Source organism: Halobacillus yeomjeoni, from assembly GCF_020171525.1.
GTDB lineage: Bacteria > Bacillota > Bacilli > Bacillales > Halobacillaceae > Halobacillus > Halobacillus yeomjeoni.
Genome location: NZ_JAIVAI010000001.1, coordinates 895,053 through 908,343 on the forward strand (window position 1 = coordinate 895,053; position 13,291 = coordinate 908,343).

Annotated in this window: 12 protein-coding genes; all 12 read right to left on the reverse strand. The window is 43.8% G+C overall.

The window, feature by feature from the left end; all coding sequences use genetic code 11:
- Entirely contained in the window at positions 1-1,596 is a 1,596-nt protein-coding gene (fliF, locus tag LCL89_RS04620) for a flagellar basal-body MS-ring/collar protein FliF (protein ID WP_224808080.1), read from the reverse strand.
- Positions 1,597-1,659: 63 nt separating this feature from the next.
- Positions 1,660-1,974, reverse strand: a complete 315-nt coding sequence (gene fliE / locus LCL89_RS04625; RefSeq protein ID WP_197315890.1) for a flagellar hook-basal body complex protein FliE — start codon at positions 1,972-1,974, stop codon at positions 1,660-1,662.
- Positions 1,975-1,995: 21 nt separating this feature from the next.
- Positions 1,996-2,451 (reverse strand): flagellar basal body rod protein FlgC, encoded by a 456-nt coding sequence (gene flgC / locus LCL89_RS04630; RefSeq protein WP_197315889.1) that lies wholly within the window; start codon positions 2,449-2,451, stop codon positions 1,996-1,998.
- A gap of 2 nt (positions 2,452-2,453) precedes the next feature.
- Complete coding sequence (gene flgB / locus LCL89_RS04635; protein WP_197315888.1) at positions 2,454-2,846, reverse strand: flagellar basal body rod protein FlgB; 393 nt, start codon at positions 2,844-2,846, stop codon at positions 2,454-2,456.
- A gap of 972 nt (positions 2,847-3,818) precedes the next feature.
- Positions 3,819-4,598 (reverse strand): GTP-sensing pleiotropic transcriptional regulator CodY, encoded by a 780-nt coding sequence (gene codY / locus LCL89_RS04640; protein ID WP_197315887.1) that lies wholly within the window; start codon positions 4,596-4,598, stop codon positions 3,819-3,821.
- 25 nt (positions 4,599-4,623) lie between these two features.
- Complete coding sequence (gene hslU / locus LCL89_RS04645; protein ID WP_224808082.1) at positions 4,624-6,021, reverse strand: HslU--HslV peptidase ATPase subunit; 1,398 nt, start codon at positions 6,019-6,021, stop codon at positions 4,624-4,626.
- A gap of 11 nt (positions 6,022-6,032) precedes the next feature.
- Positions 6,033-6,578, reverse strand: coding sequence for an ATP-dependent protease subunit HslV (hslV, locus tag LCL89_RS04650; protein WP_224808084.1), 546 nt, complete (start codon positions 6,576-6,578; stop codon positions 6,033-6,035).
- 9 nt (positions 6,579-6,587) lie between these two features.
- The gene (xerC, locus tag LCL89_RS04655; RefSeq protein WP_197315884.1) at positions 6,588-7,493 is read right to left on the reverse strand and encodes a tyrosine recombinase XerC; all 906 of its coding nucleotides are present in this window, start codon (positions 7,491-7,493) and stop codon (positions 6,588-6,590) included.
- A gap of 388 nt (positions 7,494-7,881) precedes the next feature.
- Positions 7,882-9,954, reverse strand: coding sequence for a type I DNA topoisomerase (gene topA, locus LCL89_RS04660; protein ID WP_224808086.1), 2,073 nt, complete (start codon positions 9,952-9,954; stop codon positions 7,882-7,884).
- A gap of 160 nt (positions 9,955-10,114) precedes the next feature.
- Complete coding sequence (dprA, locus tag LCL89_RS04665) at positions 10,115-10,993, reverse strand: DNA-processing protein DprA (RefSeq protein WP_224808098.1); 879 nt, start codon at positions 10,991-10,993, stop codon at positions 10,115-10,117.
- Between the two features lie 78 nt (positions 10,994-11,071).
- On the reverse strand, positions 11,072-11,974 hold the full coding sequence (gene sucD, locus LCL89_RS04670) for a succinate--CoA ligase subunit alpha (RefSeq protein ID WP_197315881.1): 903 nt from the start codon (positions 11,972-11,974) through the stop codon (positions 11,072-11,074).
- Positions 11,975-11,992: 18 nt separating this feature from the next.
- On the reverse strand, positions 11,993-13,153 hold the full coding sequence (gene sucC, locus LCL89_RS04675; protein ID WP_224808100.1) for an ADP-forming succinate--CoA ligase subunit beta: 1,161 nt from the start codon (positions 13,151-13,153) through the stop codon (positions 11,993-11,995).
- Positions 13,154-13,291: the final 138 nt, after the last annotated feature.

Sequence of the window (13,291 nt, forward strand, 5' to 3'; positions counted from 1 at the left end):
TTAATCATCAGCGATCCATGACCGTAATAATTTCGCGAAATCTTCCGGGCGGTCTTTCGCCATTTTTTCAAGCTGTCTTTTCTTTTGGTTCGCTTCGGTCGCTGGTTCCTTGTACGAATCTATGTCAGGAACTTCAGCCTGGTACTCTTGATAGGATTCTTCATAGACTTCTTCTGTGTCCTTACGTTTTCTGAATGCCATGACGATAAGGACGATCAACAACGCAGCGAGTACTGCTCCTCCTGCGTACATCCAGATCGGTACACCTCCACCAGAGTCTGGGAATTCAGGCTGCCCGTTGAATTCCTGGAAAACAATCGACACTTTTTCATCCGGGTTGATTTCTCCGTAACTCTCGTTGACTGAAGTCGTAATCATCGAATTCAAAATCGATTGGACACTTTGTTCGACTGTTTGTTGTTCTTCAGCACTTAGGTATTGAACGGTGCCTTCTTCATCGACACCTTTCGTATTGTCAATGGCGACTTGTATTCCTAAGTCTCTGACCTTGTAAGGGCTCTCTTCAATGTTCTTCCGAATCCTGTTGAACTCATTGTTGATCGTTTCCTTGGTCATGCTGTAATCCCCACCGGCCCCATCAACTCCAGCCGGGTAATTGGCGACGTCGTCTTCACCTGCTCCAGGAACGCCACCCTCAGGAATTCCACCTTCATAGGTTTCTTCAATCCGTTCTACACTTACTGGTAGTCCTTCCATCTTTTCAGGGTCCACAGGTTCAATGAGTTCTTCTACTCGATTTTCTTTCGTGAAATCGATATCCGCCGTAACAGTGGCGACTACTTTCTGCTGACCGATCATCATGCCGAGCATGCGCTGCACACGCTGTTTGATATCGCGTTCAATGTCCTGTTTGACGTTTTGTTGATATGTATAAGCATCTTGTTCCCCAGAATAATTGGAATCTTTTATGTCAAAATAATTAAAGTTCTGATCCATGATGACGATATTATCATTAGTCAGGTTTGGAACAGATTTTGAAGCTAAATTATAAAGAGCCTCAATTTGATTGTTTTCCAGTTTATATCCTGGTTGGACATTCAACACGATCGATGCAGACGCTTCTTGAGGCGAAGCAGAAGCAAAAATCTGCTCCTCAGGCATATTGATCATCACCTTGGCATCCTGAATGCCACCGATACCTTTCATCAAATTAGCAAGCTCCGTCTGCATAGCATCTAATTTGATAACATCGAATTCATTGTCTGTCATTCCCCAAGATGTATTGGCACTGAAAAATCCGTAATCGATGGATCCGCTGTCAGGAAGCCCTGAAGCTGCTAAATCGACAAGCAGTGTTTCTGCTTGCGTTTCAGGGACCATGATCGTCGTCCCGCCTTGATCCAGCTCATAAGGAACACCCCGTGTATCAAGCTCGGTCTTGATCTGTCCGATCTCCTGTAATGTGAGGTCACGGTAAAGGGGAACCATTTTTGAACTTGACGCTACTACGCTTGCCACAATAAGAATGACAAGAAGTGCAGCAACTGATCCCAGGATCAACCCTTTTTGTCCTTTACTCCTCTCCCCCCAAAACGTTGAAAATTGATTTTTGTATGTCAAAAGTTTTTCTTTCATAATTGCCCCCAAAAAAAGCTCGGTCTCTTAGAAGTATTTAATAAAAGTCGTCCAGCCATGAATTTATACTTGCATCCGCATAATTTCTTTATAAGCTTCGATCACTTTACTTTGGACTTCGACAGTCGTCTGCATCGTGATGCTTGCTTTTTGTGATGCAATCATTACATCATGCAGGTCATCGATCTCTCCTCGAGCTAATGCTTGTGTTTTTGAGTCCGATTCAACTTGAGCTTTGTTGACCCCGTCAATCGCTTGTTTCAATTGACCAGCAAAGTTCGCGTGTACTTCACTCGGGGAAAGTGAACGGTTTCCTTGAGGGGATAGAGAATTTTTGAAAATGGCCGGTTGATCAGCCGGCGAGTAGATTCCTTTCATCGCTATTTCTCCCTTCTATCATCATTTTCCGATTTCCAAAGCTTTCATCAACATACTCTTTGATGCATTCAATGAAGTGACGTTCGCTTCATAAGATCTTGTGGCACTCATCATATCCACCATCTCCTGAAGAGGGTCGACATTCGGTAGTTGTACATATCCACTTTCATCTGCATCGGGGTGATTGGGATTGTAGACGGATTTGAATGGATTCTCATCTTCGACGATTTCTGTTGCCTTCACACCGCCTCCATACCCTCCTTGAGCTTGAGAAGCTTTGTGCAGGAATGATTTGAAGCTTGCACCTTCTTGTTGAAACACAACCATTTTCCTACGATATGGATCCCAGGTTCCGTCTTCGTTCAGTTGAGCTCTGGTGGAATTGGCATTGGCTATATTCGACGAGGCGACGTCCATTCGCAAGCGTTGGGCCGTAAGTCCGCTCGCGCTTGTATTCATAGAATCAAAAATCCCCATGATTAATTCCCACCTTTAATGACAGATTGCAGACTTCTGAACTTTCCATTCATCCGGTCCGCAAGTGCCTGATAATAAATTTGGTTCTGGGCCAAATCATTCATCTCTTTATCAATGTCGACATTGTTTCCATTGTGGTTGTAGGTAGTGCCCGGTCTTGTCATCGTACGGTATGAGGATTCATGCCCTCTTTGAAAGTCTATGTGCCTCGGGTCTGTCCGCTTTGCAGGCAGTGTCGAAAGTTCACGATTGAGAACATCTTTAAAGACCACATTTTTCGCCTTATACCCCGGCGTATCGACGTTAGCTATATTGTCCGATATGGCACGGTTCTTAGCTGAAGAATAATCTAAAGATCGCTCCAAAGCTGTGAATGTGTCATTAAATAACTTCAAAGGAACTCCCCCATTTCCGAAATTATCCTTTACTACTTCTCTTAAGTTTAAAAAAATTTGTTCATTATTGTCTACGAATTGATAAAAATTTTAACAAGAGTATAACAAACAATTCTTTCGAACTAGTTCGATTTACCTTGCGTTTTTCCACCCTGTTCCAAGCGTCGAAAATACTACTATAGTGAACATTATTACACACTTTCATGTCGAAATAAATCAGTTTTCAGACTATTTTATGAAAAAATCAATTTAATGATAAGGATGGGATAATTTATGTATTTGGCTCTGTTAAAGTTTAGTGTTGATATACCCATCAAAAAAAGAAACCATTACGAAATGTTTTTTGCGTGTAGGGCTCCGGGAAAAGGTTCGCTTTCCATGGGGCGGGCGCTGAGTCTCCTCAGGCTTCGCCTTCCGGGGCCTCACCTGTCCCACACGTCCCATAGGAGTCTCACCGTTTCCCTCCGCCCTTTGCTTCATCAGAGTGCCTCGAAACAAGATCTTTTAAAAGAAATACTTCATCTTGATGGGAGGAAGTATAAAATCTTAAAACCTAAATGCTGTGTGTCATTCTCTTAGGAGTGGCATAAGGACCGAACAACCTTGATAATAGGTCTTTTTTTACGTAGATGTCACGGATTTTATCATGCAAAGGGCGGAGGGGAATCGGGAGACTCCTGCGGGAAGAAAGTGCTTGGTGAGACCCCACAGGACGAAAAGTCCGAGGAGGCTCACCGCGCTCCCGCGGAAAGCGAGTGATTTCCCCCCCCCGCCCCTCCGCACATATCGATATAAACTCTTCAACTATTATGTGCTTATTTTGAAGACTAAATATCAACAATCAACATTAACAGAGCCATGTATTTAAAATGAAGCTTTTGTAAAGTGGTGCAGCTTATTAACACTTCCTTTTGTTGAATTTATCAGAGCAAACAAAAAGCCGCTCCTGAATGAGCGGCCTTTTTTCAACTATTAGTTGGAACGGAGTTTCTGCAGTTCCAGTAGGAAGTTGTTGTTCAATACTTTGATATAAGTTCCCTTCATTCCAAGAGAGCGGGATTCGATGACACCTGCACTCTCAAGTTTACGCAATGCGTTTACAATGACAGAACGAGTGATTCCTACGCGGTCAGCTACTTTAGAAGCTACTAGTAAACCTTCGTTGCCTTCAAGTTCTTCAAAGATATGCTCGATAGCTTCCAACTCACTGTAGGATAGAGAACTGATAGCCATCTGTACGACAGCTTTGTTACGTGCTTCCTGCTCAATTTCCTCCGTCTTTTCATGTAGGATTTCCATGCCGACTACGGTTGCACCATATTCAGCAAGTAGTAAATCATCTTCATTGAAGTTCGTATCCAGGCGGCTCAGAATCAATGTACCCAGACGTTGTCCCCCTCCAATGATCGGAACGATTGTGGTAAGACCATTTTCAAACAGGTCACGGTTTTCTACAGGGAAAGCCGTGTACTCACTGTTGATATCAATGTCTGGAGTCGTTTCTTTGATGTTGAACAAGTTTTGAGTGTACTCCTGTGGGAAACGACGCTCGGAAAGCATTTCTTTCATACGCTCATTTTCAATCTCCTGGTTGATAGCGAAACCTAACAGCTTACCACGGCGGCTGAGGACGAACGTGTTCGCCTCGATGACATCACGCAGGGTCGCTGACATGTCATTGAAGTCCACCGACTTTCCAGTTGTTTTCTGTAACATCGCGTTGATTCTTCTTGCACGGTCTAATAATTTCATTTTTGTTTCCTCCTTGTAGTAAATACTATAAAATGAATCTACTTAAATCCTTATTCTTAACAATAGAAGATAGTTTGCTGTCTACATATTGTGGTGTGATTTCGATTTTTTCCATCGTCACGTCCGGTGCTTCGAATGAAAGATCCTCCAACAGCTTCTCAAGGATCGTGTGCAGACGACGTGCACCGATGTTATCTGTCTCAGCATTCACTTCCTGTGCTATTTCTGCGAGTCTAGTAATAGCATCGTCAGAAAATTCAACCTTTATACCTTCAATTTCAAGTAATGCTTTATATTGCTTCAACAACGCGTTGGAAGGTTCGACTAAAATGTTCTTGAAATCTTCCACGGTCAATTTATTGAGCTCAACACGGATCGGGAAACGGCCCTGGAGTTCAGGGATCAAATCAGAGGGCTTCGCCATGTGGAAAGCACCTGCCGCAATGAACAAAATATGATCCGTTGACACGGGACCGTATTTCGTCACCACTGTGGATCCTTCCACGATAGGAAGAATATCACGCTGTACACCTTCCCTTGATACGTTGGCTTGGTTATCACCCTTCGCAGCTACTTTATCGATTTCATCGATAAAGATCATACCGGACTGCTCCACTTTCTCCACAGCTTCCTGACCCACTTCATCCATATCGACAAGCTTGCCTGCTTCTTCCTGAGTTAGCACTTTTCTCGCCTCAGAAACAGACAGTTTCCGCTTCTTCTTTTTCTTAGGCATGAACTGACTGAAGGCATCCTGCATATTCATCCCCATTTGTTCCATACCTGATCCTTGGAGCATGTCAAACATAGAAGATTGCGATTCTTCCACCTCGATGGTTACCATGCGGTCTTCAAGCTCCCCGAGATCCAATTGATGGCGGATGCGGCTGCGTTTTGTCTCGATTTCAGCTTCTTCTTGATCTGAACTCGTGTCCTGCTCCTGCTGGGTACCTTGATTGAACAGCATTTCAAATGGATTTTTGAAATTGTTGTTTTGTTTTTTCTTGGAAGGTACGAGCAATTTAACGAGACGTTTATTCGCCTGTTCCTCAGCACGGTCTTTGACTGATTCCATTTTCTCTTCTTTGACCATCCGGACCGCCATTTCGACGAGGTCACGGACCATGGACTCCACATCTCGTCCGACATAGCCGACCTCAGTGAATTTCGTCGCTTCTACTTTAACAAACGGTGCCCCTACCAATTTTGCAAGTCGGCGTGCAATTTCCGTTTTACCTACGCCGGTAGGACCCATCATCAAAATGTTTTTCGGTACGATTTCATCACGGATATCGCCCTCAAGCTGCATACGACGATATCTGTTTCTGAGAGCAATTGCGACAGACTTTTTGGCACTGTTCTGTCCAATAATATATTGATCCAGCTTTTCTACTATTTGTTTAGGTGTCAAATTCAGTGACATGTCCTGCCTCCTTAATCGAGAACCTCAAGTATGATTTGATCGTTAGTAAACACACAAATCTCCCCTGCAATCTCCAAGGCTGCCTGTGCAATTTCCTCAGCAGATTTTTCAGGAGAATATCTTTTTAAAGCACGGCCGGCACTTAGAGCGAAGTTTCCACCTGAACCGATGGCTAAAATGCCATCGTCCGGTTCTATTACTTCCCCTGTACCCGAAACAAGAAACATCTTCTCCTTATTCATTACGATCAGCATGGCTTCAAGCTTTCTTAAAACTTGATCGCTTCTCCATTCTTTAGCAAGCTCTACCGCAGCTCGCGCCAGGTTTCCATCATAAGACTCAAGTTTTCCTTCAAACTTTTCAAATAATGTGAATGCATCTGCGACTGAACCTGCAAAACCGGCTAATACCTGATCATTAAACAGACGTCTGACTTTTTGAGCTTTATGCTTCATGACTACTTGGTTACCAAGGGTCACCTGCCCGTCCCCACTCATGGCGCTCTGCCCATTATGCTGGACGGCGAATATCGTCGTGGCATGAAATTGTTGGTTCATAACTTCACCTCATTTATTAGCTCTTGGATGGCTATTCATATAAACTTGCTGCAATCGGTCTTTTGTTACGTGCGTATACACCTGTGTGGAAGATAACTGCTCATGCCCAAGCAACTCTTGGACAGACCGCAGATCAGCCCCCTCATTCAGCAGATGGGTGGCGAACGTGTGCCTCAATTTGTGTGGATGTATATCCACCGTCAGGGCTGCCTGCTCCACCATTTTATTAAGAATCAATCGCAGACCCCTGGCTGTCAAAGGGCCGCCCCGTGCATTCAAAAACAAACGGTTGGTGGGCGTTTTCCCTTTCGCTGCCAATTGAGTACGACCATCCTCGATATACCTCCTGAGCGCACGTGCCGCGAATTGACCAAACGGAACATACCTCTCTTTATTGCCTTTACCGTGGACGAGAAGGGTTTCCAGGGAGAGGTCAAGATCAGGCAGTTCAATGCCGGTACACTCACTTACCCGTATCCCGGTTCCATACAGGAGTTCGATAATCGCTTGATTTCTTTGTCCCAATGGGTCGTGTAAGTCACTCACTGTAAATAATTGTTTTAATTCCTCTTCATAAAAGAATTCAGGAATTTTATGATCGGACTTCGGCATAGACACATTTACGAAAGGGTTCTGCTTGATGAACTCTTCCCGGTCTAAAAACCGGTAGAAGCTGCGCAGACTGGAGATTTTCTTGGAAACGGATCTCCTCGAAAGCTGTTCTGTGTGGAGTTTGGACAGAAACAATCTTACGTTCGCATATTCACATTCAAGCAGAGAAATACCTTCTGCTTTTAAGAAGTCCCCAAATAAATCAATATCTTTACTGTATTGGCTCACCGTCAACGGAGATGCATTTTTTTCAATTTGTAAGTACTCGATGAACAGTTGTTTATAAGTTTCAAAAGGTTTCATCTTTCACCTCTCAAAGGCGTTTAAATTTTATCACATTTAAAAACTGCATGACAATTGATTTAATTAAAATGTAACAAAATTCTGAATTGTTTCCAAGTGATATTATTCAAAATTAAAGATTTCCGCCTCTATGCATGCTGGCGCGACCTTAAGGTTTCCAGAACCTGTCAAGTACAGACCCTTACCAAACCGTAATTATAGCGGTCTTGTCGAACCGTGTCAATTCATAATTTTTATAAAATTATCCTCTGTGAAAATTCAGCAAGGAATGAGGCTTAAGGAAGCTCACCACATCCTCTCATTATTAGTCTCGAAATCAATCAACACAATACAGGAACAAGTAAAGGAGCCTACAACTTAATTTAGTCGTAGGCTCCACCTATAATTACTACTGCGGTTCTTCTTTATAATCGCATTCCGTACACTGAATTTGATTTCCTTTTTTCGACTTTTTCTCAACGAGCAGTGAGTCACATTTCGGACATGGACGGCTGATCGGTTTATCCCAGGAAATGAAATCACATTCAGGATATTGGTCACATCCAAAGAATTTCCGGTTCTTTTTACTCTTCCGCTCGACGACTTCCCCTTCCTTACATTTCGGACAGGTGACGCCCACTTTTTTGAGGATCGGCTTCGTGTTCCGGCAGTCAGGGAAGTTGGAACATGCGAGGAACTTGCCGTAACGACCCATTTTATAGACCATTTCGTGTCCGCATTTCTCACAATCGATGCCTGCTGGTTCATCTTTGATCTCTATTTCTTCCATTTCTTTTTCAGCCTTCGTGAGACGAGGTTCAAAGTCTTTGTAGAAATCTTTAATGATTGAAACCCAGTTTTCTGTTCCATCTTCGATCGCATCAAGGTCATCTTCCATTTCTTTCGTGAAGTCGACATCGATGATTTCAGGGAAATATTCTCTGAGCTGGTCTAACACAATTTCACCTAGCTCGGTAGGGATAAAGCGTTTATTATCCAGCGCTACATAACCTCTCCGTTGAATCGTATCCAACGTCGGAGCATACGTAGACGGACGTCCGATTCCCAGTTCTTCCAGTGTTTTGACTAAACGCGCTTCCGTATAGCGTGGAGGCGGCTGTGTGAAGTGCTGGTTCGGTTTGATTTCTTCCGCCTTTACGGTCATGCCCTCTTCGATATGAGGAAGAAGTTTATCTTTTTCTTTTTTATTGTCGTCCCGTCCTTCGACATACACTTTCATGAAACCCTTGAATTTCACTTCAGAGCCTGTTGCACGGAATTCGACACCCTCGTTATACATGTGTACCGTCATCGTATCCAGTACGGCCGGTGCCATTTGACTTGCGATGAAACGGTCCCATATCAATTTGTAGAGACGGTATTGATCTCTTGAAAGCTTACTCTTCATCGACTTAGGGTCTCGAACAGCACCTGTCGGACGGATTGCTTCGTGAGCATCCTGTGCCCCTTCTTGCTTTTTCCCACTTTTACGATTACCAAGATATTCTTCCCCGAAATTTTCTTCGACGTACTGCTTGGCATCTTCTTTAGCGGAATTTGATAGACGAGTAGAGTCCGTACGCATGTATGTGATCAAACCTGTCGTCCCTTGCTTTCCGCCGAGGTCGATTCCTTCATACAATTGTTGAGCGATCATCATGGTTTTCTTTGCTCTGAAATTCAGCTTACGTGCTGCTTCCTGTTGCAGGGAAGACGTTGTAAATGGAAGGGACGGGTTACGTTTGCGTTCCCGCTTGTTGACTTTCTCTACGGAAAAGTCCTTCCCTTTCATGCGCTGTTGGATCGCTTTGACATCATCTTCTGTCTTCAATTCTTGTTTTTTCCCATCAACTCCGTAGAAGGAACCTTCGAATTTCTCTTTATCTTTCAGGAAGTCTCCTTCAATCGTCCAGTATTCTTCCGGAACGAATTTTTTGATTTCATTTTCACGGTCGATGATGATTTTCACTGCGACAGACTGGACACGGCCCGCACTCAAGCCTTTTTTAACCTTTTTCCAAAGGATCGGGCTGATGTTATAACCCACAAGTCTATCCAGAATACGGCGTGCCTGCTGTGCGTCTACGAGATCCGAATTGATCGTTCTTGGTTGCTTGAAAGAGTCTTTGATGGCTTCTTTCGTAATCTCGTTGAACACGACTCTGCATTCTGACTTGTCATCAATATCCAAACTATGCGCCAAATGCCATGCAATCGCTTCCCCTTCCCTGTCGGGGTCGGCTGCAAGATAGACGCGTTTCGCTTTTTTAGCGGCTGTTTTCAATTCTTTCAAAACGGGACCTTTCCCGCGGATCGTAATGTATTTCGGTTCAAATTCATTTTCAACGTCAACGCCCATTTGACTTTTCGGTAAATCGCGGACGTGTCCGAGTGATGCTTTTACTTTATATTTCTTTCCAAGGTATCGTTCAATCGTTTTAGCTTTTGCTGGTGATTCAACGATTACAAGATAATCTGCCATATAGGTTCCTCCCATAGAGGTGTTTTCTCTGTTTAGTACATAAAATAAATCTTCCCTATTATTGAATACAATAAAACCGTTTGTCAAACGGAAGCGGTTTATTTTTATCGGTTACAAGTCGATTCTACCCCCTGACTGTAACACTTTTGAAACAAAATATTCAAATTTTTCCTACCCATCCTTCTAAAATATCCTCGTGGGTATGTACGAGTGTGGCTCCATCATTGATCATCTTATGGCACCCTTCGCTCGTTTCAAGACCAGCGAGACCGGGCATGGCAAATACGTCTTTTCCCTGCTCCAATGCCTGATCGACAGTAATGAGCGAACCGCTTTTCAACCTTGCTTCTACGACAAATGTGGCAGGTGTCAAACCTGATATGATCCGGTTACGTTCAGGAAATTGGAATTTTCTTGGTGGACGTTCTGGAGGGTATTCACTGATCACCAGCTGATGACGGGCCATATGCTGATACAATGCTATGTCATTTCTGGGGTAAATATGATGAAATCCGGACCCCAATACAGCAATAGTCTTTCCATTTCCATCAATAGCTAGACGATGCGCGCATTGATCGATGCCTTCAGCCATTCCGCTGACGATGGTAAAACCCGCATGTATGAGCGGGGAAAGAATCTTTTTCAGCGGAGGGTAGGCAAATTTCGAAGGCGACCGTGTACCTACAACAGAAAGGGATAAGGGGTTTTGAAAGAGCGATAAATCCCCTATTGCATAAAGGACATAAGGAGGATCCGGAATCATTTTTAAAAGTGGCGGATAACCCTGGTCCCATAAGGTTAAACAGTGAAAATCCATGGATTTTTTGTCGAGTTTCTTCATTATATAAGGGTCTTGGATGAACCGGACGATTGCTGCACTTCTTTTCAAGGGGATATGGAACTGATGAGAAAATTTTTCAGGAGATAAATCGAAGGGGGATTCTAGTTGAGGGTCGCACTCCAGCAAGCGTCGCATCAGTGGTCTGGTCATTTCTGGAGCACGGTGCAATAAGATTAATCGTTCTCTTTTTGAATGCATCACATACCTCTTTCCATAGAGGGAAAACCGTGCCCATACCGAGCACGGCTTTCTCTAAAATATTTTGTTCACCTTAGTTTAGTGAGTTTTACACTTGTCATAGATTCCTTGATCCTTCAATACTTGAATCAATGTTTCACCCATGACTGATGGCGTTTCAGCGACTTCAATTCCGCATTCGTTCATGACACGGATTTTTTCGTCAGCTGTCCCTTTACCACCGGAAATGATGGCACCAGCGTGCCCCATACGTTTTCCTGGAGGTGCTGTACGTCCTCCGATGAAGCCGACAACAGGTTTGTTCATGTTTGCTTTCACCCATTCAGCCGCTTCTTCTTCTGCCGTACCGCCGATTTCTCCGATCATGATGACCGCTTCCGTATCATCATCTTCATTAAACGCTTTCAGGACGTCGATGAAATCGGTCCCATTGACAGGGTCTCCACCGATACCTACAGCTGTAGACTGGCCGATACCTGCTTCTGAAAGCTGGTGTACAGCTTCATACGTCAATGTACCAGAACGGGATACAACGCCTACATGGCCTTTCTTATGGATATAGCCAGGCATGATTCCGATTTTGCACTCTTCTGGTGTGATGACTCCTGGACAGTTTGGTCCTACCAGGCGAGTCTTTTTGCCTTCCATATAACGCTTCACTTTTACCATATCCAGAACAGGGATATGTTCAGTGATACAAATCGCCATGTCCATTTCTGCATCCGTCGCTTCCATGATCGCATCTGCTGCAAAAGGAGCCGGAACGTAAATGACAGAAGCATTCGCACCTGTTTTTTCAACGGCTTCAGCAACCGTGTTGAAAACTGGAATTCCTTCGACTTCTGTACCACCTTTACCAGGGGTTACTCCGCCGACGATTTGTGTACCGTATTCCACCATCTGCTTCGTGTGGAACAAAGCTGTAGAGCCTGTAATACCTTGTACAATTACTTTTGTATCTTTATTAATATAGACACTCATCTGATTTCCCCGCCTTTCTTACTTGACTAGTTCAACGATTTTTTGAGCACCTTCTGCCATGGAGTCAGCAGAAGTGATATTTAGTCCGGACTCTTCAAGAATCTTCTTACCTGCATCAACGTTCGTACCTTCTAGACGAACGACTAGAGGCAGTGTAAGGCCGATTTGTTTCGTCGCTTCTACGACACCTTCAGCAATGACGTCACACTTCATGATGCCGCCGAAGATGTTAACGAAAATTCCTTTGACATTGTCATCGGATAGGATGATTTTGAATGCTTCTGTAACTTTTTCAGCTGTTGCACCGCCACCAACGTCAAGGAAGTTAGCTGGGTCACCGTTATAGTGTTTGATTGTATCCATCGTTGCCATCGCAAGACCTGCACCGTTAACCATGCAGCCGATGTTTCCATCAAGTGCGATGTAGCTTAAATCAAATTTGGAAGCTTCCACTTCTTTTGGATCTTCTTCCTCAAGATCACGAAGCTCCATGATGTCTTTTTGACGGTAAAGTGCATTATCGTCAAAGTTCAACTTGGAGTCTAGAGCCAATACATCTCCATCACCTGTCGTGACAAGCGGGTTGATTTCAGCTACTGAACAATCTTTCTTCACGAACACGTCGTAAAGACCAAGCATGAACTTGACTGCTTTCCCTACCGCTTCTTTAGGGATGTTGATATTGAATGCCAGACGACGAGCCTGGAAAGGAGTCAGTCCGGTTACTGGATCGATGACTTCTTTGAAAATCTTTTCAGGAGTTTCAGCGGCCACTTCTTCGATTTCAGTTCCGCCTTCTTCAGATGCCATCATCGTGACACGGCTTGTTGCACGGTCAAGAACAAGTCCGACATAATACTCACTTTGGATGTCGCACCCTTCTTCGATAAGTAAGCGCTTAACTTCTTTGCCTTCAGGACCCGTTTGATGGGTGACAAGAGTTTTCCCTAGTATTTCGTCTGCGTATGTACGCACTTCGTCAAGATTTTTAGCGATTTTTACTCCACCGGCTTTCCCACGTCCGCCTGCATGGATTTGTGCTTTGACGACTGTAACATCGCTACCTAATTTCTTCGCTGCTTCTACAGCTTCATCTACGGTATATGCTACGTGGCCATTCGGCACGGAAACGCCAAAATCACGCATGATTTGTTTGCCTTGATACTCGTGAATGTTCATGTTTCATCCTCCCATCAATTTTCACTGCATGTACATTGTATAAAAAAACGCTATCAATTGTCCATACCAGACTAGATTTCTGTCGAAAAATTACAACAGATTCACTTACACTATATTATGTAAACATAATTGTCGGTT